The 23,027-nt window shown below is 38.5% G+C and carries 19 protein-coding genes; 14 read left to right on the top strand and 5 right to left on the bottom strand.

Annotation, left to right across the window (positions count from 1 at the left end; all coding sequences use genetic code 11):
• Positions 1-17 precede the first annotated feature (17 nt).
• The 4 genes from smc (at position 18) to gshAB (ending at position 7,836) form a co-directional block, all read left to right on the top strand.
• Positions 18-3,590 carry a chromosome segregation protein SMC gene (gene smc, locus CBF33_RS07715; RefSeq protein WP_126763087.1) on the top strand — a complete coding sequence of 1,191 codons (3,573 nt, stop codon included), beginning with the start codon at positions 18-20 and terminating at the stop codon, positions 3,588-3,590.
• A 22-nt stretch (positions 3,591-3,612) separates the two neighbouring features.
• A complete protein-coding gene (locus CBF33_RS07710) occupies positions 3,613-4,431 on the top strand; it encodes a Cof-type HAD-IIB family hydrolase (protein WP_126763085.1) in 819 nt (272 codons plus the stop codon).
• A gap of 12 nt (positions 4,432-4,443) precedes the next feature.
• On the top strand, positions 4,444-5,451 hold the full coding sequence (gene ftsY / locus CBF33_RS07705; protein WP_023606116.1) for a signal recognition particle-docking protein FtsY: 1,008 nt from the start codon (positions 4,444-4,446) through the stop codon (positions 5,449-5,451).
• Positions 5,452-5,544: 93 nt separating this feature from the next.
• On the top strand, positions 5,545-7,836 hold the full coding sequence (gene gshAB, locus CBF33_RS07700) for a bifunctional glutamate--cysteine ligase GshA/glutathione synthetase GshB (RefSeq protein ID WP_126763083.1): 2,292 nt from the start codon (positions 5,545-5,547) through the stop codon (positions 7,834-7,836).
• A gap of 49 nt (positions 7,837-7,885) precedes the next feature.
• On the opposite strand, the gene CBF33_RS07695 is transcribed toward gshAB, so the two are convergent.
• Positions 7,886-9,088 carry a toxic anion resistance protein gene (locus CBF33_RS07695; RefSeq protein WP_126763081.1) on the bottom strand — a complete coding sequence of 401 codons (1,203 nt, stop codon included), beginning with the start codon at positions 9,086-9,088 and terminating at the stop codon, positions 7,886-7,888.
• On the bottom strand, positions 9,066-9,824 hold the full coding sequence (locus CBF33_RS07690; protein WP_126763079.1) for a 5-bromo-4-chloroindolyl phosphate hydrolysis family protein: 759 nt from the start codon (positions 9,822-9,824) through the stop codon (positions 9,066-9,068). Before CBF33_RS07690 ends, CBF33_RS07695 begins: the two co-directional genes overlap by 23 nt.
• A gap of 166 nt (positions 9,825-9,990) precedes the next feature.
• On the opposite strand from CBF33_RS07690, the gene CBF33_RS07685 reads away from it, so the two are divergent.
• The 8 genes from CBF33_RS07685 (at position 9,991) to mnmA (ending at position 16,058) form a co-directional block, all read left to right on the top strand.
• Entirely contained in the window at positions 9,991-10,560 is a 570-nt protein-coding gene (locus CBF33_RS07685; RefSeq protein ID WP_023606120.1) for an NUDIX hydrolase, read from the top strand.
• Positions 10,550-10,825, top strand: a complete 276-nt coding sequence (gene macP, locus CBF33_RS07680) for a cell wall synthase accessory phosphoprotein MacP (protein ID WP_023606121.1) — start codon at positions 10,550-10,552, stop codon at positions 10,823-10,825. The genes CBF33_RS07685 and macP overlap by 11 nt, the downstream gene beginning before the upstream one ends.
• 11 nt (positions 10,826-10,836) lie before the next feature.
• A complete protein-coding gene (locus CBF33_RS07675) occupies positions 10,837-11,526 on the top strand; it encodes a 5'-methylthioadenosine/adenosylhomocysteine nucleosidase (RefSeq protein ID WP_126763077.1) in 690 nt (229 codons plus the stop codon).
• 18 nt (positions 11,527-11,544) lie between these two features.
• Complete coding sequence (locus CBF33_RS07670; RefSeq protein WP_126763075.1) at positions 11,545-12,090, top strand: cysteine hydrolase family protein; 546 nt, start codon at positions 11,545-11,547, stop codon at positions 12,088-12,090.
• Between the two features lie 108 nt (positions 12,091-12,198).
• Entirely contained in the window at positions 12,199-13,224 is a 1,026-nt protein-coding gene (locus CBF33_RS07665) for an acyltransferase family protein (protein ID WP_170167770.1), read from the top strand.
• 2 nt (positions 13,225-13,226) lie between these two features.
• The gene (locus CBF33_RS07660; protein WP_126763071.1) at positions 13,227-14,375 is read left to right on the top strand and encodes a cysteine desulfurase family protein; all 1,149 of its coding nucleotides are present in this window, start codon (positions 13,227-13,229) and stop codon (positions 14,373-14,375) included.
• Between the two features lie 57 nt (positions 14,376-14,432).
• Positions 14,433-14,774, top strand: coding sequence for a cysteine desulfurase (locus CBF33_RS07655; protein ID WP_126763069.1), 342 nt, complete (start codon positions 14,433-14,435; stop codon positions 14,772-14,774).
• 156 nt (positions 14,775-14,930) lie between these two features.
• On the top strand, positions 14,931-16,058 hold the full coding sequence (mnmA, locus tag CBF33_RS07650) for a tRNA 2-thiouridine(34) synthase MnmA (protein ID WP_126763066.1): 1,128 nt from the start codon (positions 14,931-14,933) through the stop codon (positions 16,056-16,058).
• 40 nt (positions 16,059-16,098) lie between these two features.
• Here the strand turns inward: mnmA and CBF33_RS07645 are convergent, their stop codons facing one another.
• A complete protein-coding gene (locus CBF33_RS07645; RefSeq protein WP_126763063.1) occupies positions 16,099-16,998 on the bottom strand; it encodes a helix-turn-helix transcriptional regulator in 900 nt (299 codons plus the stop codon).
• Between the two features lie 204 nt (positions 16,999-17,202).
• Here CBF33_RS07645 and CBF33_RS07640 point away from each other — a divergent pair, with 204 nt between their 5' ends.
• Positions 17,203-18,951, top strand: coding sequence for an ABC transporter ATP-binding protein (locus tag CBF33_RS07640; RefSeq protein ID WP_126763061.1), 1,749 nt, complete (start codon positions 17,203-17,205; stop codon positions 18,949-18,951).
• Positions 18,951-20,729 (top strand): ABC transporter ATP-binding protein, encoded by a 1,779-nt coding sequence (locus tag CBF33_RS07635; RefSeq protein ID WP_126763059.1) that lies wholly within the window; start codon positions 18,951-18,953, stop codon positions 20,727-20,729. The genes CBF33_RS07640 and CBF33_RS07635 overlap by 1 nt, the downstream gene beginning before the upstream one ends.
• 65 nt (positions 20,730-20,794) lie before the next feature.
• Here the strand turns inward: CBF33_RS07635 and CBF33_RS07630 are convergent, their stop codons facing one another.
• Both CBF33_RS07630 and CBF33_RS07625 read right to left on the bottom strand, forming a co-directional pair.
• On the bottom strand, positions 20,795-21,790 hold the full coding sequence (locus CBF33_RS07630) for a D-2-hydroxyacid dehydrogenase (RefSeq protein ID WP_126763057.1): 996 nt from the start codon (positions 21,788-21,790) through the stop codon (positions 20,795-20,797).
• A gap of 17 nt (positions 21,791-21,807) precedes the next feature.
• Complete coding sequence (locus CBF33_RS07625; protein WP_126763054.1) at positions 21,808-22,857, bottom strand: PTS sugar transporter subunit IIC; 1,050 nt, start codon at positions 22,855-22,857, stop codon at positions 21,808-21,810.
• Between the last annotated feature and the right edge of the window lie 170 nt (positions 22,858-23,027).

Genomic DNA, 23,027 nt, shown 5'->3' with positions numbered 1-23,027 from the left:
AAAGGAGTCTTTGACTCATGTATTTGAAGAAAATGGAAATAGCGGGATTTAAGTCCTTTGCAGAAAGAACCACCATCGAATTTGACCAAGGATTAACTGCCGTTGTCGGCCCTAATGGTAGTGGTAAAAGTAATATCACCGACGCGATTAGATGGGTATTAGGCGAACAGTCTGCCAAAAATCTTCGAGGGGGGAAAATGCCAGATGTGATATTTTCAGGTACGCAAAAACGTTCTCCTTTAAATATTGCGGAAGTCACATTAGTGCTAGATAACGAAAGTGGGTATTTACCCGTTGCTTATAGCGAAATTAGTGTCACGAGAAGACTAAGCCGTTCTGGTGAGAGTGATTTCTTTTTAAACAAGCAACGCTGTCGTTTGAAAGATATTGTAGAATTGTTTATGGATTCGGGATTAGGAAAAGAATCTTTTTCAATTATTTCGCAAGGAAAAGTTGAAAGTATATTTAATAGCAAACCTGAGGAACGACGAGGTATTTTTGAAGAAGCAGCTGGTGTACTTAAGTATAAACAGCGAAAACAACAAGCGGAAAAGAAACTATTAGCGACAGATGAAAATTTGAGTCGTGTGCGTGATATTATTTATGAATTAGAGGTTCAGTTAGAGCCTTTAAAAGCTGAACGTGAAAAAGCGAAACAATATCAGGAATGGCAAACAACGTTTAAACAGATGGATGTCGGCTTAATGGCATGGGATATCTCGGAAAATAAAGAACGGTGGGCATGTCTTTCTCGTGATAAAGAAAAAATCGACCGTGAACTTGAAGCGTTGAGACGAAAAATAGAAGAAGAAGAACAACGTATTGCCGTAGCAGAAAAAGAGCAACAGCAGTTAGATAAACAGTTAGAAGATAAGCAAGGGGCATTATTAATTGCCACGGAACACTTTGAGCAGGTAGAAGGTAAGCGTAATGTGTGGCTAGAACGGTCAAAAAATGCAACCCAAACAACAGAAGATAATCAAAGACAACGAACGGAAGCCTTGCGCTTATTAAACGATCATCGAGCGCAACAGTTAAATCTAGAAAAAGAGCAACAAGCACTTGAGCAACAATTAGATGGCATTAATCAAACTATTAAGCGATTGGAAAATCAGCAAGCAAATTTGGCGTTAGATAGTAAAGAACAAGTCGAAAAGATTCGTTCCGATTTATTAGAAAATATGCAGCAACAAGCGAATACCAATAACGACTTAAAGCATTTAGAGAAACAATATGAACAAGAAACTCGTCGAAATGAGCACGGCATTTCACGATTAACCGATATTGAACAGAAGAAATTAGAATTAGAAAATATGTTAGCGTCTGAGTTAAGACAGAAACAAGAAGCGGAAGCGAGTTTAATCACACAGCGTGAGACGTATCAAAAAGCCGTAGAGACACTAACTCAGCTGGAAGAAAAATACCGTTTGAGTGAGCAACGGATGTATGATGCGATGAAACAAGTCCAACAAGTACAAGCTCGCTATAAAAGTGTTTCTCAGTTACAAGATAACTATTCTGGCTTCTATCAAGGGGTTAAAGCGGTCTTAACGCAAAGAGAACGTTTGCCTGGTATTATAGGAGCATTGGCCGAGTTGATTTCAGTACCGCCAGCGTACACTTTAGGTATAGAAACAGCATTAGGAGCAGCTGCGCAGCACATTGTAGTGGAAGACGAAAGTAGTGCACGTAAGGCTATTACTTATTTGAAGAGCAAAAAGCAAGGGCGTGCGACATTCCTTCCTTTAACAGTCATTCAAGGTCGTACGTTATCAGATACTGTCTTAGCTCAATGTCGTTCACATGAAGGATTTATCGGATTGGCTGAAGCATTAGTATCTTATGAAGATGCTCGTTTAAAAGCAATTATTGCCAGTGTACTAGGTCGTACGATTATTGCCAAAGACCTATCATCTGCCAATGAATTAGCACGTATGTTAAACTTTAAGTACCGTATTGTATCATTAGAAGGAGATATTATTAATCCTGGAGGGTCGATGACAGGTGGTGCAACGAAGTATGGTAGCCAAGGAAGTTTACTGGGACTTGCTAATGAAGAGCAAACATTAAAAAGAAAACTACAAGAATTAAAAGAAGAACAAATTGCCAAAGAAACTAACGTAGCACAATTAAAAGAATCGTGGCTAACACATCAAAACGAGGTGCAAGTCTTAAAAGAAGTAGGAGAGAAACAACGCCTAATAGTCCAAAAACATGAGCATCAAGTCGCTCTTTACGAAGCAGAATTAGGACAGGTCAAACGAGAATATGAAGTGGCGCGTTATGATACACAGGAAATTAGCGACTTTTTGACGGAGTATGAACAAGAAAAACAACGATTACTTGAGCAAAAAGTAGCCGTTTCTGAAACGATTCGTTTGTTAGAAGAACAGCTTAAACAAGCCAATGAAGATGATGTCACGAAAGAAGAGCGTCGCTTACAATATCATCATGATTTAGCTGAAGCGAAACAAGAACGTGCTGTTTGTGAAGAAAAGCGGAGTTATTGTGAGAGTCAGATTGCTTTTTATGAGCAAGAGTGCAAGCGATTGGAAGGGACTATTTCCCAGTTAGATCAGTTATTAGATGGTTTGGTGTTAAGCCGCAGTGAACAAACAGCTTTAGAAGAGCAACTTCAACAAGAAATGCAACAATGGACAGAAGAAAAACAAGCGTTGCAATTGGCAATAACCGAGTTGCGTGAGCAGCGTGCCGTGTTAATGAAAAAGTTAAAAGCAGCTGATGAAACGCTAACGGTCGCTTATCATGACCGTGAACAATTATTAGAAAAAATCAGTGATTTAAATGTTCAATGTTCTAAGGCAGAAATTGCCATGGATAGTGGCTTGAACTATTTACAAACAGAGTATCAACTTACGTATGAAGCAGCTGTGGCAATGTATCCATTAAATGAAACAGAGATTGCTGATAAAAAGAGACAACGTCAAACATTAAAAGAACAAATTGGCGCGTTAGGAAGTGTCAATCTCAATGCGATTAGTCAATATGACCAAGTCGCTGAGCGTTACGAGTTTTTAACAACTCAACGCGATGATTTATTAGAGGCAAAAGAAACATTGTTAGAAACGATGGATGAGATGGATGTCAGTGTGAAAGAGCAATTTTCTAAAGTCTTTTATGAGATTCAAGGCCGTTTCCGAGTGGTGTTTCCACAGATGTTCGGTGGTGGTTATGCGGATTTACAGTTAACCAATCCAGATGATTTACTTACAACTGGGATTGAGATTGTCGCGCAACCTCCGGGTAAGAAATTGCAGAATCTAAGTCTTTTATCAGGTGGCGAACGAGCATTGACGGCAATTGCGTTACTGTTTGCGATTATTCAAGTACGTCCTGTACCATTTTGTGTGCTGGATGAGGTTGAAGCAGCCTTAGATGAAGCGAATGTCGCACGTTTTGGGCGATACTTAACTGAGTTTGAAAATGACACACAATTCATCGTTATTACGCACCGTAAAGGAACGATGGAAGCAGCAGATGTATTGTATGGTATTACTATGGAAGAATCAGGCGTTTCACAAGTGGTATCTGTTAAGATGACAGATGTCGATGAAACGCTCACAGCATAATATATAGAATAGGAAGGGTTATATGTCTATCAAATTAGTGGCGATCGATTTAGACGGCACATTATTAAACAATGAAAAGAAAATTTCAGCACGTAACAAAGAGATGATTCAAAAAGGAAAAGCAGCAGGCGTTAAAATGGTACTTTGCACGGGTCGACCTTTAAAATCAGTATTGCCGATGTTAGAAGAGTTAGGCTTGACAGATTCTGGTGACTACACGGTCACGTTAAATGGTGGATTAATACAAGAAAATCATACGGGCGAACGTTTATCAGAAACGCGCATGACACTTGAAAATATTCAAGAAATCTACGAGCTATCTCAAGAATTAGACTTATCAACAGATATTGTGTCAGGAGCGACGGTATATCGAGTGATGCCCAATGTTCCCACGCAGCAGTCAGTCTATGGTCGCTTAAATCGTATTTTAACGTTTGAAGAGCGTCACATTAGTCAGTTTGATGCTGAGACACCTTATCATAAAATGGTGATGACAAATGATGACCCTAACTATTTAACAGAGAAACAGCAAGCGATTCCCGAGCAGTTTCATCAAAAATATAATATTGTTCGCTCTGGTCAAAATTTATTTGAATTTGTTCCAAAAACAGTTAGTAAAGCAAACGGCTTAGAGGCACTGGGTAATATTCTAGGTATTGATGCGAGTGAAATGATGGCAATAGGCGATGAAGAGAATGATTATTCTATGATTGATTTTGTAGGAACTGGAGTTGCAATGGGGAATGCTACGCCAATTATTAAGGAAATAGCACAATATGAGACCAAAACAAATGAAGAAGATGGCGTTGCGCACGCGATTGAAACATGGGTCTTAAAGTAGGAGGATATTAACATGGGATTTTTTGATAAACTGAAACGTGCCTTCACGGGAGAAGAAAAAGTAGAAGCCACGCCAGAACAAGTCAAAATGGAAAAAGGACTGGAAAAGACGCGTAAGTCTTTTTCCGATGTCTTAAATGAGTTAATGGCAAGTTTCCGAACGGTTGATGAAGATTTCTTTGAAGAGTTAGAAGAAACACTCATCATGTCGGATGTTGGGTTTGAAACAGCCATGAAAATCACAGATGAATTGCGTCAAGAAGTCAAATTACGTAATGCGAAAGCACCTAAAGACTTGCAAAACGCGATTATTGAAAAATTAGTTCAAATTTATGAAGAAAATGACATGGATGAGCAAAACGATTTGAATTTAAATCCGGATGGCTTGACTGTGATGTTATTTGTAGGGGTCAATGGTGTCGGTAAAACAACGAGTATCGGCAAGTTGGCTAACCAATATCGTGAGCAAGGGAAAAAAGTAATTTTAGCAGCAGCCGATACATTTCGTGCGGGAGCGATTGACCAGTTAGTCGTTTGGGGCGAGCGTGCTCAAGTCGATGTAGTGCGAGGCTCTGCTGGAGGAGACCCGGCCTCAGTTGTCTATGATGCGTTGGTTAAAGCGAAAGAAGAAAATGCTGATATCTTGTTAGTTGATACAGCGGGACGTTTACAAAACAAAGTGAACTTGATGAATGAGTTAGCCAAGATGAAGCGAATTATTCAGCGTGAAATCCCCGAAGCGCCACATGAAACGTTACTCGTAGTAGATGCGACGACGGGACAAAATGCAATGGTTCAAGCAAAGCAATTTAAAGAGACGACCGATGTGACTGGATTAGTCTTAACTAAATTAGATGGTACGGCTAAAGGTGGAATGATTTTAGCGATTCGCAACGAGCTAAAACTACCGGTAAAATTAGTCGGACTAGGCGAAGGCATTGATGATTTACAAGTCTTTGATTCAAATGACTTTATGTATGGTCTATTTAAAGAATTATTAACGAAGGAAAAAGCTGATTAATATCAGCTTTTTTTGTTACAGACCAATTATAAGCAATTTCAATTCGTCAATGGTATAATGAAGGAATGAAAATGAACAAAAGGTGGTCTTAAAATGATCCATAATTTACAAACACTATTGAATCAAGACCCAATTCAAGGGCTTTTTAAACATGCTCGTTTTGGTATCGAAAAAGAAAGTCAGCGTGTGACGCTCGACGGAGAGCTAGCGACAACTGATCATCCTGCTTTGTTAGGAAATCGTCGCTTTCATCCAACGATTCAAACGGATTTTAGCGAAACACAAGTAGAAATTATCACGCCAGCGTTACCGTCTGCAGAAGAAGTATTAGCCTATTTAGGTGCGTTGCATGAAGTGACGTTACGCTCGATGAATAAAGATGAAATGTTATGGCCACTCAGTATGCCGCCAGCGTTACCAGAAAAAGAAGAAGATATTATCATTGCTAAATTAGATAAGTTTGAAGACGTCTTATATCGACGTTATTTAGCGAAGTCTTATGGTAAACGCAAGCAAATGGTAAGTGGAATTCATTTTAACTTTGAATATTCCCCTGAATTTATTTGTAGTCTGTTTCATGCTCAAACGACATTCGATTCGCTTGAACAGTTTAAAACGGACTTATACTTGAAAGCTTCTCGTCACTATATGCGTTATCGTTGGCTTATAACATATCTTTTTGGAGCCTCTCCTCAAGCAGAAGCGCGTTATTTTGATGAAAATATCGGCGAAGGACCGCAAGACTTAGTGCGCAGTATTCGCAATAGTGAATACGGCTATACCAACCATGACGATGTTTTTGTCTCATATCGCTCGATTGAGCAATATATTCACGATATAGAATGTTTAGTTGAACGTGGCATCCTATCTGAAGAAAAAGAGTTTTACGCAGCCGTTCGCTTACGTGGTGGGGAACATGTTTCGGATTTAAAGCATACGGGTATTCATTATATTGAATTACGAAATATTGATAATGATCCGTATTCACCGTATGGTATCGCTAAGGAAACGATTGAGTTTCTTCATCTATTTATGATGTATTTAGTCTGGATGAAGGAAGAGGATACAGATTATGATGAGTTATTAAAACGTGGCGAGCAGTATAATAATCAAGTTGCTTTAGAACACCCATTAAATCCTACTGCCATGAAAATGGAAGGGGAAGCACTATTAAGAGGAATGAGTGACATGGTGCAAGCGTGGGATGATAGTGAACGTTGGCAAGTCTTAATTAACGACCAACGCGAAAAATTAGCACAGCCAGAGTTGACGTTAAGTGGACGTATGGCAAAAGCTTACCAATCGGGTACGACCAACGCGACGTTAGCACGAGAGTTAGGAAGAGCATATTACGAAAAAGCACACGCTAAGCCTTATCAACTAGAAGGATTTCGTGATATGGAGTTATCCACACAATTACTCATGTTTGATGCGTTACAGCGTGGTTTTGGAGTGGAAGTCCTAGATAAACAAGACCAGTTTTTAAAATTAACGGATCGTCGACAGACACCGAAAAAAATTGAATACGTTAAAAATGCCAATATGACAAGCAAAGATAGTTATATCGTCCCTTTGATAATGGAAAATAAGACCGTGACGAAAAAATTATTAGCGCAAGAAGGATTCCGCGTGCCACAAGGAGCAGAGTATCAAGATATTGACACGGCTATGGCTGATTTTGCGCGATTTGACGGTCTGGGGATTGTGATTAAGCCGAAATCGACTAATTATGGTTTAGGTATCACGATTTTTAAAGAAGGAGCAACAAAAGCACACTTTAAAGAGGCACTAGCTATTGCCTTTAAAGAGGATAGTGCTGTACTAGTAGAAGAATTTTTACCTGGAACAGAATATCGTTTCTTTGTGATTGATAATCAAGTAAAAGCGATTATGTTACGTGTACCGGCTAATGTAACAGGGGACGGCGAGAAAACGATTGAAGCATTAGTTGCTGAAAAAAATCAAGACCCTCTTCGCGGTTCACATCATCGCTCGCCGTTAGAGTGGATTCAATTAGGCGACATTGAGAAACTTATGTTAGCAGAACAAGGTTATGAAATTTCTGATGTCTTACCAAAAGGGGAAGTTGTTTATTTACGGGAAAATTCAAATGTTAGTACCGGTGGCGACTCGATTGATATGACGGATGATTTTGATGAAAGCTATAAAACAATTGCGATTGAAGCAGTTGCAGCACTGGGAGCAAAAGTTTCTGGGATTGATTTAATTATTCCAGATAAGACGATTCCAGCTACAAGAGATAGCCGTCACTATGGTATTATTGAAGCGAACTTTAATCCCGCTATGCACATGCACGCCTTTCCATATAAAGGACAGGGACGTCGTTTAACCCAAGACGTGTTAGACTTACTATTTGAAAAATAAAACGATTGGGACTTTACAAGTATCATTGTAAAGTCCCAATCGTTATTTTTTAATGCGTCATTTCTAATAATTTATTTTTTAAATCATCTTCTAGCTGGCTAAGCTCGATTTCAGCTAGGCGACGTTTTTCTTTTCCTTCTTGTTGAATACGCATGGTTTCTTGTATGGTTTCAACAAGGTCGTTTTGTGTTTGTTGTAGAGTTTCAATATCCACTAAACCACGCTCATTTTCTTCCGCCGTTTCAATTGCTGAAATTTTTAACATTTCTGAGTTTTTCTTCAATAACTCGTTCGTTGTTTCTGAAACTTGGCGCTGTGCCGTTACCGCGTCTTTTTGACGCAAGAGTGTTAAGGCAATTGCCACTTGATTTTTCCACAAAGGAATGGCGGTGTTGATTGACGCTTGAATCTTTTCTGCTAAGGCTTGATTTGTATTTTGAATTAAGCGAATTTGCGGAGCCTGTTGTATCGTAATTTGGCGCGCTAATGTTAAATCATGCGTTCGTTTATCTAAACGGTCTAAAAATTGATTTAAATCATTAACGACTTGAACGTCCATTTGGTCACCAGTTTGTTCTGCCTTTTGCATGGCTTCTGGAATAATTTTCGTTTGTAGCTCCTCTTTTTTCAGTTCGCCAGCTGCAATATAGATATTCAACGCATCGAAATAATCTTTATTTTTATGATAAAGTTGTTCTAGCATGACGTTATCACTCAAGAGGCCATTTTTTTCACGATCCAGTTTGACCGCAATTTTATCAATTTGTGCCCCAATTTGCTGATATTTGGCTGTCATCTCATAGATAGATTCTTTCACTTTGCCAAACATGCGTTTGAAAACATTGCGTTCTTGCACTTGTAATTCTTGCGGACTTGCTTCATTTAAACGATACATTAATTCATTTAACGTATCACCGACAGGACCAATGTCTTGAGCTTGTACATGGTGAAGCATAGAATGAGAAAATTCACCTAGCTTTTGTTGAGCCGCTGCACCGTAACTTAAAACAGATTGTGAGTCTTGAACATCGATTTGTTCGGCTAATTGACGCGCTTGAGCTTGTCGCTCAGGGTCTAAGCGATCAAGTAGACGAGGAGCGGGTGCTTCATCATGTAAGGCCGCTTCTGATGTTTGTTTCGCTAACGTTCCTGCCGCATCTTGGGTATTAGCAAAAGGGTTACTTAATAAGTCATCCAGTGTATCATGAACAGGTTGTGTTTGTTTTAATTCATCCGTTGTGTGTTGATCCATCTGTGCCATCCTCTCCTTCATCGTTTGTCGTGTCAGGCTCTTCAAATGCCTGAGATGTAGATGCTTCTTCATGTTGACGTGCTAATTGTTGTTCAGCTAGACTGACTTCAACGTCCATCTCTGCTAAATCTTCGGCAACGAGTTGCTCAAAGTCTTTTACCACGAGAGATGAAACTTGTTCAATCACTTCGGCACTTTTTTGAAGCGCTTCGTAAGTGTTAGCAGTTTTAATATCATGATCATTAATCGTAATGTACTTCTCTGTCAAGTCTACCAAATTAGGTAAATGATTGTAAAGAAAGCCGTCAGCGCGATGCAGTTTTTGTGGCTCTTTAACGAGCTCTTTAAAAATACCTTGTGCTGCTTTTACTGCTTGTGTTTTTAAATTAATCGCTTTTAGTTTAGCAACTTGATTCATCTGTTGTTCAAGCGTTTCAATTTGTACGCGTGCTGTATTCATCGTTTCACGGAAAAACTTAATTTGCTGGTCGTCTAAGCCTGCTTCATGATAATGTTGAGTTAAATCTTGACGTAACGGAGGCATGTTCACTGAGACATCCGCTTGTTTTGCTTGCTGTCGTTTATCCCACCAACGTTTAATACCGTATATGATGAAGGCCAGTATTATGAGAGGGAAAAGACTATCTAAAAGTCCCGAACTCTCATCGACAATTGTCAAGGCACCTACTATGGCAAAAAAGTAGAGCAACCATTTCATCCATTTATTTTTTTTCATGTCTCTCACTCCTATTCAGTCATTTCTTGATTACACTTATTTTACCATAGAAAGAGATAACAAAACTATCCGTCTTGAGTTGGATTTCATCTCAGACTTACTGTGTTTGAATTATTTGCTAGAAAAAGGTATTATATGAGCAAACTATGAAATGGGTGGCGTCATCATGACAGAAAATTTTGAAGAAAAAACACTTTCCAGAGAAACCATCTTTAGTGGTAAAATAATAGATGTGGCTGTGGATAAAGTACGTTTACCAGACGGGTCGGTTGGCCAACGAGAATTAGTTTTTCATAATGGTGGAGTCGGCATTATAGCGATTACATCTGACAATCGTATATTACTTGTTAAACAGTATCGCAAACCGCTTGAACGAACGATTTTAGAAATTCCTGCGGGAAAACTCGACCGAGAAGGAGAGGAGCCGATTTTAACAGCGCATCGAGAGTTAGAAGAAGAGGTTGGCTATCGTTGTGAAAAAATGGAGCCGTACATGACCTTTTCTCTTTCACCTGGTTTTGCTAATGAAATGATGCATCTATTTATCGCAAAAGGGTTGTATCAAGTCCCAGATCCTTTGCCACGAGATGACGATGAGTGGTTGTCTATCCATCAACTGACATTAGATGAAGCCAAGCAGGCGATTGCTACGGGTGAGATTTGTGACAGTAAAACGATTATTGCTATCATGCAATGGGAAATAGAATCTATGGGAGGTTCAATGAATGGGGAATAAGGAACCCTTATTAACACGCAGTAAAATCAGAGAACTTCAAAAAGAAGAAGAGTCTCGTGTACGAAAACTGCAACAAGAATTTGAAGAAAAAGAAGCAGAAATCGCTAAAAAATTTAAAAAAGAAAAGAATAAAGAGCCCAAAATTACAATGTCGCGCTCAGAATATGCCAATCAAGTCAGAGAAAGAAGTCATTTCTTAACGAAGGCAATTTTAGTAGTCGGCCTCATGTTACTCGTGGTTTTCTTAGCCGTCTTTTTTTTATAGGAGGAAATAGGATGAAAATTGGAATAATCGGTGCGATGGCAGAAGAACTTATCGCTTTAAAAGCGGCGATGACCGCTTCAGAAACTGTAGAAGTTTTTGGGAATACATTTGTTTCTGGAAAAATCGGCGAACACGATGTGGTAGTCGTCCAATCAGGTATTGGTAAAGGTATGGCCGCCATGACAGCCACGTTATTAATTGACCGCTATCAAGTCGATATGCTCGTTAACACAGGTTCTGCTGGGGGGATAGGTGAAGGATTGAAAATTGGGGATGTCGTGGTTTCTACACGGTTAGCCTATTTTGATGTCGACGTGACAGCATTTGGCTATAAAAAAGGACAAATGGCTGGAATGCCTTTATACTATGAAGCAGATGAAACGGCGATGGAAACAATCACACGCGCGGCTGAAGTAACAGGGCTATCAGTGCGTCAAGGGGAGATAGTAACGGGTGATACATTCGTCCATAGCCAAGCGATGATTCAGCAAATTAAAGCGGATTTTCCTGACGCTTTGGTTAATGAGATGGAAGGCGCAGCGATTGCTCAGGTGGCTACACAAGCACAAGTTCCGTTTGTAGTGGTCAGAGCGGTTAGCGACGTCGCAGATGAGGAAGCAGCCCAAACATTTGATGAATTTATTATTACGGCAGGTAAGCGTTCGGCAGAAATGGTTTTAAATTGGTTAGCTCACGCATAATAAAAGGAGACGATCGAGATGAAGGCATTGTTAAATATTGATTACACATATGATTTTGTCGCAACAGATGGGAAATTGACGACTGGTTGTGATGGCCAAAAGTTAGAAAAAGATATTGTTGACATTACGGATACCTTTTTTAAACGTGGTGACTACGTGGTCTTTCCGATTGACGGACATGATGAAGATGACCAGTATCATCCTGAAAATCAGCTGTTTCCTCCTCATAATATTGTAGGAACAGCAGGAAGAGAGTTATATGGTGAGCTCGCTCAATGGTATGAAAAGCATCAACGTGCTTCTAATGTTTATTGGCTAGATAAACGGCACTATTCCGCATTTAGCGGTACCGATTTAGATGTGCGTTTGCGTGAAAGACAGATTCAAGAAGTTCATATTGTAGGTGTCTGTACAGATATTTGTGTCTTGCATACGGCTATCGATGCTTACAATTTAGGATATAAAATAGTGATTCATGAAAAAGGCGTCGCTAGTTTTGACCCTGTCGGTCATGAATGGGCCTTAAAGCATTTTAAAAATACATTAGGAGCTACGATTATTTAATAGAAAACGGATGACTGTTTAAAGGAATGGAAACGGTCATCCGTTTTTATCGTTTTTGTTTTTTTAGTCAAGGTTATTTGTTATGATTAAAAAAAGGAGGCGATATGTGTGACGGAAAAAGTACGAGATCCTTATTTTGATAATGCCAAATTACTCTTGATATTTTTAGTGATATTTGGGCATTTAATTCAACCATTTGTAGAAGACTATTCTCAAATCGAAGATTTATATTACTTGATATACACGTTTCACATGCCTGGCTTTATTTTAATTAGCGGTTATTTTTCTAAAAATATTCGTCGACCAGGTTATTTGAGAAAAACAGCGGAAACGATGTTAGTACCCTATGTAGTTTTTCAGTTTATCTACAGTCTTTTTTATTTTATGATTCAAAGTTCTGGCAAAGTATCGCTTCAATTTCTAAATCCTCATTGGTCACTGTGGTTTCTTTTAAGTATGTTTTTTTGGAATGTTGCGTTGTATCTATTTGACCGTTTTACGCCCTTAATGGGGATGACGATTGCCATTGTAATCGGATTATTAGCAGGCTATGCTCCAGGCATCGATCAGTTTTTGAGTTTATCACGGACGATGGTCTTTTTTCCCTTTTTTCTATTAGGTTTTTATTTACAGGCCTCTTTTTTTGAAAAAACAAAGAAACCAGCAATGAGAGTCGTAGGGATCATTCTTTTTGTCTTATTAGCCAAGCTAGTGACTTATGCAGAAGTTTGGAATAAGTATTGGTTTTTTGGGTCGAAGCCTTACGACCATTTTTTAGAAAATCCTGAAGTAGGTGGGATTGTCCGTTTATTCGTCTACTTGATTAGTTTTATTGCCATTTTTGCTTTTTTCACATTGGTTCCACGAAAAAAATATCGCTTTACCTATTTAGGCGAGAATACATTGTATGCTTATTTATTACATGGTTTCATTGTTAAAAGTCTTAGAAGTATGGATATGGGAGAATTAACATTAAAACCTTGGCTATTTTTCTTAATTGTCGCATTAAGTATTGTGATGACGGCTTTATTCACACGTCCTATTTTTAAGAAAAGTTTAGACCGAATGTTTAGTATGGTGAGTGATAATTTGATAAAATGGAAAAGCAAGGATAAAACACGAAAGAAGGAATAAAGTTGAAAAGAGTTTATTTAGACCACAGTGCGACCACGCCGGTTCATCCTTCTGTGATTGAAACAATGGTAAAGAGTTTAACGGAAGATTATGGCAACCCGTCTAGTATCCATGCTTTCGGACGTTCTGCTCATGCACGGTTAGAGAAATCGCGTGAACAAATCGCGCAACAAATCGGCGCTAAAGCGGATGAAATCTTTTTTACAAGTGGGGGTACGGAAAGTAATAACTGGGCGTTTTATCAATTGAAACACGCTTCAGTTTCACGTCCACATCTCATCACGACTAAAGTAGAGCACCCGTCAGTATTACATACGGCTGAGTTTTATGAACAAGCAGGTATAGAAGTGACCTATCTAGAGGTGGATCGTCATGGTAATATTTCTATAGAAGCATTAAAAAATGCTTTACGACCAGAAACAGTCTTGGTTTCGATAATGATGGTGAATAATGAGGTGGGCGTGCGTTATCCTATCCGCGAAATCGGTCAACTATTACATGATCATCCAGCAAAATTTCACACAGATGCTGTTCAAGCATTAGGTCATGAAGTAATAAATGTACAAGAACTGGGAGTAGACTTCTTAAGTGCCACAGCCCATAAATTAAATGGACCAAAAGGCGTTGGGCTTTTCTATGCTCGTACAGGGACGCCATTACACGCTATGTTGCATGGTGGTGAGCAAGAGCTAAAAAGACGACCAGGCACTGAGAATTTACCAGGAATTATGGGATTCACTCAAGCATTGACGCGTTTAAACCCGACTATTCAAATGGATAATCAGACACGTTATCAAAAATTCCAAGAGACAATCATCACAGCTCTATCCGAAGCGCGTGTTGCTTTTCACGTAAATGGAGCGAAAGCGCCGAAAAGTCCACATATTTTAAATCTTCATTTAGAAGGGATTCCAAGTCAGCAAATACTCATGCAATTAGATTTGCAAGGCTTTGCGATTTCAGTTGGCTCCGCTTGTACGGCGGGGAATATCGAACCCTCACACGTCTTAACTGCCATGTATGGCGAAGGACATCCGGCAATTAATGAGTCCGTGCGGATTAGTTTTGGTGAAGGCGTCACGGAAGAAGATGTCGAACACTTTGCAGCAGCCCTCGTGAAGATTTGTCGAAAACGCCAACAAATAGACTAGAGTTCTGATTGAAAATTGCTTATAATAAAGCTATCATAGAAAAAATGAGGTGATAATATGGCATTTGATAAAGTTTCAACAGTATTAGGATCAGATGTGAGCTATCAACTAAGTGAGCAAGCGAAAACTTATACATTTAAAGATTTAGGGTTTAGTGAGTCTAAACAAGGCAACTTGCAGTATAATCGACCATTAGATATGATGGCAAATAGTAAAGGTCCTCGTTTAAAGATAACTGTCGCAAAAGATTTAAAAACCTTTAAAATGAGTATCACGACAGCGAATGGCATGCGTCAATTAAATATTTTTGAAAACGACGACCAACTAGAATTACAACAAAACTTTCAATTCATTATGAATGAAATGATTAATCGTCATTGTTTTGAAGTCGTATCATAAATGATTGGTAGAAAAGAGAGTTCTTATGATAAGAATTCTCTTTTTTGTATTAAAAAGATGAAAAAACTTTGAAAAGAACGTATAATAAGAAGACTGAAAAATCCGACCTTCAAATCGTAGATGATTCAGAATCTAAAAAGAAATGATGGTGTAAACATGACAGACAATAGTCAAACACGTGTTGTCGTGGGAATGAGTGGTGGCGTAGACTCTTCTGTGACGGCGCTACTACTAAAAGAGCAAGGATATGATGTAGTAGGAATCTTCATGAAAAACTGGGATGATACCGATGAAAATGGTGTTTGTACGGCGACAGAAGATTATCGAGATGTCGAAAAAGTAGCGAATCAAATTGGGATTCCTTATTATTCTGTAAACTTCGAGAAAGAATACTGGGATCGCGTTTTTGAATACTTTTTAGCAGAATATCGCGCGGGACGTACGCCCAATCCAGATGTAATGTGTAATAAAGAGATAAAATTCAAAGCGTTCCTTGAGTATGCCATGGATTTAGGAGCCGATTATGTTGCTACAGGACATTATGCACGGGTTATACGAGATGAACATGGTGTGAGCCATATGTTACGTGGTGTGGATCACAATAAAGACCAAACGTATTTTTTAAGTCAGCTTTCTCAAGAACAACTTGCGAAGACGATGTTTCCTTTAGGCCATTTAGAGAAGCCAGAAGTTCGACGTTTAGCTGAAGAAGCTGGACTTGCCACAGCTAAGAAAAAAGACTCGACTGGTATTTGTTTTATCGGAGAAAAGAATTTTAAAGAATTTCTCAGTCAGTATTTACCGGCCAAACCTGGAAAAATGGTGACGGTGGATGGTGAAGTGAAAGGCGACCACGCCGGATTAATGTATTATACGATAGGGCAACGTCAAGGACTAGGTATTGGCGGAGGCGGCGCGTCAAATGAGCCGTGGTTCGTGATTGGCAAGCGTTTGGAAAAAAATGAGCTAATAGTCGGTCAAGGGTTTCATCATGACTGGCTTTATGCGACGCATTTAACTGCAAGCGACATTCACTTTACGGTTAATGACTGGCAAGCGAAGACATTTGAATGTACGGCTAAATTCCGTTATCGTCAAAAAGATACGGCTGTGAAAGTGGTGCTAGATGAAAATGATTCGACCAAAGCGACGGTCTATTTTAGTGAACCAGTGCGTGCTATTACACCGGGGCAAGCGGTTGTCTTTTACGATGGTGAAGAGTGTTTAGGTGGTGGACTGATAGACGCAGCCTATTATGAAGAAATCGAGCGACAATATATTTAAATCAAAAAGAGGTCTGTTCAAAAGCGAACAGACCTCTTTTTTATAAATCGGACGGAGGCGTAGACGGAATGTCAAAGGGAGAAAAAGTCTCCGTTTGATAGTGTGACGGCGAGACTCCGTAATGTTTTTTAAAAAGTTTACTAAAGTAAAAAGGGTCATCATATCCGACGCGTTTTGCGACTTCTTTAATTGTCAGTTGATTATTGTGTAATAAAAGAGCAGCACGGTTTAATCGGATTTGAATAAGATAGTTAATCGGCGAATCTTTCGTGACTTCTTTAAATACTTTTGAAAGGTAGTTAGGACTGATATACATTGTTTCAGCTAAAGAGTCCAGGGTAATATCCTGAGCATGATGGGTTTCTAGATAGTAAATAATATTGTTAACAATCCGTTCTTTATCTTGATAGGAGCGATCGGTTAAAGAGGTCATCATCTCTGTGTTCTCAATCACGTTACCTTGTCTTAACAGCATGACTAATAACTTCATAATAAGCGACTTAATCATTAATTCATAACCAAGTGCGCGTTCATTTTTTTCTGTTAAAATAGCTTGGCATAAATCAAGAAAGATAGCTTGTTCGTGTTTTAATTCAATAAAAGTCGTTTCAAAAGGGAGATAGTTTCGTTTTAACCCTTCAAAAGTTACGTTATTTAAACCAATGTGTAATTGGTGACTATAAGTATGTTCTTCTTGTATATGCTGATGTGGTGTGCCTGGATGGTAAAGCATGACACAGCCTTTAGTTGCATGATAGCGATGATGATGAACATGATAAGTTGCTTGGCCATCTAGGATGATACTTAATTCGACAAAATCATGTGCATGTTCTTTTCCTAAAGCTGTTCCTTCATCATAAGAGTCAAAGGCATATAAAATATCAGGATTGAAGGTCTTGGTATCGATTTGTATCAACGTTAAAGCCTCATTTCTTTCCAAATTGTCTTCTCTTTATAGTTTACCTTAAATTGCTAGAAAGAAAAGTGAAAGCTGTAAAAAACTTTACTCGTCATCATGCTGAAGAAAGTGAGCGAGATGACGAAGAAGCGAGTGATATAATCCATTCGATTAAGAAAGATAGTCTATTCAAATAATGCCAGCTATCATCTAAACTAAGACAAAGTGATAAAAGGAGGAAAAAAGATGAATAACTATCAGTGGATTTGGCAATACAGCAAAGACCGTAAGAAAACCATATTTTTAGGTATTATTTTATTAGTGACTAGTTCATTACTGATGATTGCCAACCCACTTATTATCGGGCAGTTGATTGATCGAGTTATAGGAGCAGGGGAAACTGAGAAACTAATACCACTATTAATGTGGATGATTGGCTTGACCGTCTTACGCACGGTATTTCGCTATGCGTATCAAATAACTTTTGAGACAATCGGTCAGCATACTGTTTTTGGCGTTCGTCAGCATTTGTTTCAAAAATTGCAATTATTAGATTTTGATTTTTTTAATCGAACGCGTGTGGGTGATATTATGGCCCGAATGACTGGGGATATCGAGGCCATCCGACATTTTGTTTGTTGGGTGACGTACAATATTGTCGAATCTGTCTTTTGGTTTATAATGGCTATCGTAGTAATGGCATGGATAAATCCAGTGTTAATGCTGTCTTTAGTCGCCGTTACCCCTGTGATCTATTATTTAACGCGTCAGATGTCAGCTGAAGCACATCCTGTTTTCTTAGAAATTCGTCAAAGTTTTTCGAAGTTAAATAGCTTAGTTGAAGAAAATATTAGTGGAAATCGTGTAGTCAAAGCGTTCTCGAGAGAAGACTTTGAGATTGAAAAATTTAACGAAGCAAATGAAGCCTTTAAACAAAAAAATTTAGCTTCAGCACGTGTTTCCATGAAATATTTGCCGTGGTTAGATGGGTTGGCAGGTAGCTTAACCTTAATTACATTGTTAGTAGGAGGCTTTCTCGTAATACGTGGTCAGATGACCGTCGGCGATTTAGTCGCATTTAATGGCTATTTATGGATGCTAAACATGCCCATGCGAATGAGTGGTTGGTTAATTAATGATACGCAACGCTTTAATGCTTCGTGTGTCAAAATTCGAGAAATGCTAGAAGTAAAACCATCGATTACAGCAGAAAAGCATATTGAGAAACACCCTCTTCAAGGTCATATTGTTTTTGAAGACGTTACTTTTCATTTTTCAGATGACCCAGATACCCCTATTCTTTCAAACGTATCGTTTGAAGCACTACCTGGGCAAACCATCGGTATTTTAGGTGAAACTGGCTCAGGAAAAACAACGCTAGTGAACTTAATTGCGCGTTTCTACGACCCTAGTCACGGTCGCGTATTGATTGACGGTAAAGATGCACGTGAATGGCCGGTACGTCAATTACGAGAAAATATCGCGATGGTTATGCAAGATGTCTTTTTATTTTCAAGTACGATTGAAGAAAATATTACTTACGGCGCTCCGGAACTATCTGATGAGAGAATTCGTCACGTTGCTGAAATTGCTGATGCGAATCACTTTATCGAGCAAATGCCAGAAGGGTATCGCACGATTGTAGGCGAAAGAGGAGTCGGGCTATCGGGTGGGCAAAAACAACGTCTGTCCTTAGCGCGTGCTTTGGCAAAAGACCCGGCTGTCTTGATTTTAGATGACACGACAAGTGCTGTTGATATGCAGACGGAGTCTAAAATTCAAGCAGAACTGACTAAGCTGACTAAACGCACGACAACGTTTGTCATTGCACATCGGATTTCGTCAGTCCGAGAGGCTGATACGATACTCGTATTAGAAAAAGGTCGCGTCGTCGAACAAGGGACACATCAGGCGTTAGTCGAGCGTGGCGGTCGCTACTTTGACATCTATCAAACGCAACTCGGTCAATCCAGTCAAGAAGGGGGGCAATTATAATGGCACGCAATACCTTTGATCAAGATGAAACATTACAAGAGGAGTTTAATTGGCATCATTACCAACGCTTAGGTAAATACATTGCTCCATATAAACGTCCCGTCACGAAAGCTTTACTTGTCATTATTTTTGCCAATATGTTGGCCATGTTAGGACCTTACTTTACAAAATTAGCCATTGACCGTTATCTACCTAACCAAGATGTTAAAGGACTTGTATTAATGAGTTTGCTTTTCTTATTATCATTAATCGGTATAGGCTGGAGCATGCGTTATCGTATTTATCATATTACAGAAATCGGTCAAAATATTTTAAAAGATATGCGATATGATATTTTTAGTCATTTACAAACATTACCCTTCTCTTATTTTGATAACCGACCGCACGGTAAAATCTTAATCCGTGTCGTAAATTACATCAATACTTTGAGTGATTTATTAAGTAACGGCTTGATTAACTTAATTTCAGATGTTTTCAGTCTCGTTCTGACTCTAGGTGTGATGTTGTGGCTCGATGTAAAACTAACACTCTATTCATTGCTACTATTACCTGTTTTACTGATTATCGTGTTATTAGTCAAGAAAGCACAACGAACCGCGTACCAAGAACTAAGTAATAAACAGTCAAATATGAATGCTTACATTCATGAGAGTATTTCAGGGATAAAAGTGACGCAATCTTTTACTCAAGAAGAAACGAGTTATCAAACATTTACTTCGATAAACGAAGACTACCGTAAAGCATATTTAAAAGCAGTCAGAGTTCAATTTTTACTATGGCCGGGTGTGCAAAACATTTCGGTGATGACGACTGCCTTAATCTATTTTATTGGGATAAGAAGTATAGGGGTAGATATGACAACGGGGACGTTGATTGCCTTTATCGGCTATATCAATAACTTTTGGAATCCGGTCATTAATATTGGGAATTTTTACAATTCATTGATTACAGCAACCGCCTATCTCGAGCGGATTTTTGAAACGTTAGATGTCGAGCCTGAGATTCAAGATGCTCCGCATGCGATTGAAATGCCAGAAATTCAAGGAAATGTAGTATTCGATGACGTAGTGTTTAGTTATGAAGATAATCAACCGATTCTGAATCATGTCTCACTAAATGTTGAAGCAGGACAGAGTGTGGCGCTTGTAGGACCGACAGGAGCAGGGAAAACAACGATTATCAATTTGTTGAGTCGTTTTTATGATATTGATTCTGGTCAAATCTTAATCGATGGCATTGATATTCGTGATGTCACATTAAAATCACTGCGACAACAAATGGGTGTTATGCTGCAGGATACATTTGTTTTTTCGGGTACGATTTTAGACAATATACAGTACGGAAATCCACAAGCAAGTCGAGAAGAAATCATTGCAGCAGCTAAAGTCGTCAGAGCGCATGATTTTATAAAAGAGCTAAAAGACGGTTATGACACAGTCGTAGAAGAGCGAGGTAGTACGTTGTCTGCAGGCCAACGCCAATTAATATCGTTTGCGAGAGCCCTTTTAGCGGATCCTAAAATTCTGATTTTAGATGAAGCTACATCAAGTATTGATACGAAGACGGAGCAATTGTTACAAGACGGTTTACAGAAACTATTGCATGGTCGCACGTCGTTTATTATTGCTCACCGATTATCCACGATAAAAAATTGTGATAAGATTTTTTATATCGATAAGGGCAATATTCAAGAGTCTGGAACACATGATACGTTGATGGCACAAAAAGGGCGCTATCATTATTTATATCAATCACAATATGACTTACTAAAAGTTTAATCAATTGTTATAGAATGAAAAAGAGGTCGTTTGCTTATCATAAGCAAACGACCTCTTTTGAGTCATTAGTTGACACGTAACTCAGTATCACCGGTAGTTAAAATATCTAGTACAGAGTTAAGTGAAATCTGCATGATTCTACGTACTGAAACATCAGTATAATGTGCAATGTGTGGCGTAAAGATGATTTTTTCATGTGACAATACACGCTCTAATAACGAATCATTTAACTCTTTTCCTTCAAAGTTTTTCGGAATAAAATTTGATTCGTTTTCATAGGTATCTAAAGCAGCTCCTGCCAGTAACCCAGTATCGAGGGCCTCGATTAACTCTTCTGTATCTACGACAGAGCCACGTGCAGCATTGATGAAATAAGCGGACGGCTTGAATTTTTTAAACATCTCTAGGTTAAATTGATGAAAATTATCTTTCGTTGCCGGAATATGTAAAGTGACGATATCAGACATTTCAACGACTTCTTCAATTGAATTTTTGTATGTGACAATTTCTTTGGCAGCTTCGCTTTCGAAAACATCAAATGCTACTATTTTAGCGCCTAGACCTTTAAATAGTTTGGCAGAGGTTAACCCGATTGAGCCTGTGCCAATCACTCCAACGGTCATTTCATTAATAACACCTGCACGAATTGAAGGTTGCCATCTAAAATCATGACCTTGAACTTTTTCTTCAATCAAGCGACTTTTACGGACTAAAGTTAATGCCGACATCAAGGCAAATTCCGCAATCGATTCAGGCGAGTAGCTTGGAACGTTACTAATAATAACACCTTGTTCTTTCGCTTCTTCTAAATCATAGTAATCTACACCGGCACTTCTTTGTGCGATTTGGTGAATACCGTATTCTTTAATAATCGGGTAGATGTCATTTGGTACAGGAGAATTTTGACTAGTTGAAATACCGTCAAATCCTTTTGCTAAAACTACATTTTCCAATGAAAGTTGTTCTTTAACTAATTTGACTTCAACATTATGGTCTTTCGCCCATTCCTTAGTTAAGTCAACTTCTTCTTCTCTAACATTAAATACAATGATTTTCTTCATATGATAATCTCCTTTTTCTATTTGTTTTCTCCAGCAAATGTAAAAATATCATCTTTGTATAAGTTCATTTTAATGAAAATTGTATGGGTAATAATCGCAATTCCTAGTGGGACAACAAGATATTGTACGACCAAAATAAGAATATTTACTAGTGGACTTTGATCCATAAATGAGTATGCATTAATGGGGCCTGCTAAACCAGTTAAACCAAAGCCAGCAGAAGCCGTTGTTCCTTGAATTTTAAATAAGTATGCAGCGATACCTGTTACAAAAGAATTAATCACGATGGGTAAAATCATAATAGGATTTCCTAAAAAATTAGGCATTAACATTTTAGGACCTGCAAAGAAGAGTGCAAAAGTCGTCCCTTTGCTATTGACTTTAGAAGAACCGTAAGCCAAGGTGAATAATGTTGCGACAATACCGACGTTTGCTGCTCCTGAAGCCAATCCTGCCAGAGAAATAGCGTAAGCGATGGCCACAGAAGAAAGAGGGGTAACGATAATAAGTGCAAAAGAAACAGCGATAAAAATCGTCATTAATAATGGCTGTAAGTTGGTAAAGTTTTCAATTAAATTACCAAGCCCTCTCGTAATATAACCGACATAAGGAAGAGTCAACATTCCGATAAATCCAGGAATCATCGCACCTACAATAGGCAACATGACAATCCCAAGATTGGCGATTCGGTTATTGTACCAAAGAATAAAAAGTGCTGAAATAGCAGCAATTAACATCACATTAATTAAGTCACCAGTGCCATATAGCCCCCACTGACCATCTGTTAATCGGATGGAGCCTCCTCCAATCAGCGTCGCTCCCATTAATGAAGCGGCTTCAATTCCAGTAAATTTAAATTGTAAGGCAGTAAACATCCCCACCAATACTGGAACTGTAAAAGAAATCATCGTCACATTTTGTTGTAACATTGCAAATAAAGGGTGGTATCCAGAAAGCGCTTTAAATATTTCTCCAAAAATAGCGTTAGGAATTAGTCCTACAACGATCCCCATTGCTGCGCCATTTAAAATTTTGTTTAAAAAATCTTTTACATTTATTCTCTCCATATTCATTCTCCTTTTTAATATATCTTTACTTCAACCTAATAACTCCTTTCTTAAATTGTGAAAAACTATTAGTCATTTTCTCCTTTCATAAGTTATGTGAATTGTATCACGTTTAAAAATCTAATCTATCATTATTTTTATTTTCTTAAACATTTTAATGAATTATATTC

It is taken from the genome of Vagococcus lutrae, from assembly GCF_003987555.1.
GTDB lineage: Bacteria > Bacillota > Bacilli > Lactobacillales > Vagococcaceae > Vagococcus_A > Vagococcus_A lutrae.
Note: the sequence above shows the minus strand (reverse complement) of the source record. Positions and strands in the feature narration are given on the sequence as shown.

Bases quoted from the DNA above. Each gene is read 5' to 3' on its own strand.
- macP (WP_023606121.1), top strand. From the start codon at position 10,550: ATGGGGAATAAGGAACCCTTATTAACACGCAGTAAAATCAGAGAACTT.
- CBF33_RS07695 (WP_126763081.1), bottom strand. From the start codon at position 9,088: ATGGATCAACACACAACGGATGAATTAAAACAAACACAACCTGTTCAT.
- CBF33_RS07670 (WP_126763075.1), top strand. From the start codon at position 11,545: ATGAAGGCATTGTTAAATATTGATTACACATATGATTTTGTCGCAACA.
- CBF33_RS07675 (WP_126763077.1), top strand. From the start codon at position 10,837: ATGAAAATTGGAATAATCGGTGCGATGGCAGAAGAACTTATCGCTTTA.
- CBF33_RS07690 (WP_126763079.1), bottom strand. From the start codon at position 9,824: ATGAAAAAAAATAAATGGATGAAATGGTTGCTCTACTTTTTTGCCATA.
- CBF33_RS07625 (WP_126763054.1), bottom strand. From the start codon at position 22,857: ATGGAGAGAATAAATGTAAAAGATTTTTTAAACAAAATTTTAAATGGC.
- mnmA (WP_126763066.1), top strand. From the start codon at position 14,931: ATGACAGACAATAGTCAAACACGTGTTGTCGTGGGAATGAGTGGTGGC.
- CBF33_RS07710 (WP_126763085.1), top strand. From the start codon at position 3,613: ATGTCTATCAAATTAGTGGCGATCGATTTAGACGGCACATTATTAAAC.
- ftsY (WP_023606116.1), top strand. From the start codon at position 4,444: ATGGGATTTTTTGATAAACTGAAACGTGCCTTCACGGGAGAAGAAAAA.
- CBF33_RS07635 (WP_126763059.1), top strand. From the start codon at position 18,951: ATGGCACGCAATACCTTTGATCAAGATGAAACATTACAAGAGGAGTTT.
- CBF33_RS07655 (WP_126763069.1), top strand. From the start codon at position 14,433: ATGGCATTTGATAAAGTTTCAACAGTATTAGGATCAGATGTGAGCTAT.
- gshAB (WP_126763083.1), top strand. From the start codon at position 5,545: ATGATCCATAATTTACAAACACTATTGAATCAAGACCCAATTCAAGGG.
- CBF33_RS07685 (WP_023606120.1), top strand. From the start codon at position 9,991: ATGACAGAAAATTTTGAAGAAAAAACACTTTCCAGAGAAACCATCTTT.
- CBF33_RS07640 (WP_126763061.1), top strand. From the start codon at position 17,203: ATGAATAACTATCAGTGGATTTGGCAATACAGCAAAGACCGTAAGAAA.
- CBF33_RS07630 (WP_126763057.1), bottom strand. From the start codon at position 21,790: ATGAAGAAAATCATTGTATTTAATGTTAGAGAAGAAGAAGTTGACTTA.
- smc (WP_126763087.1), top strand. From the start codon at position 18: ATGTATTTGAAGAAAATGGAAATAGCGGGATTTAAGTCCTTTGCAGAA.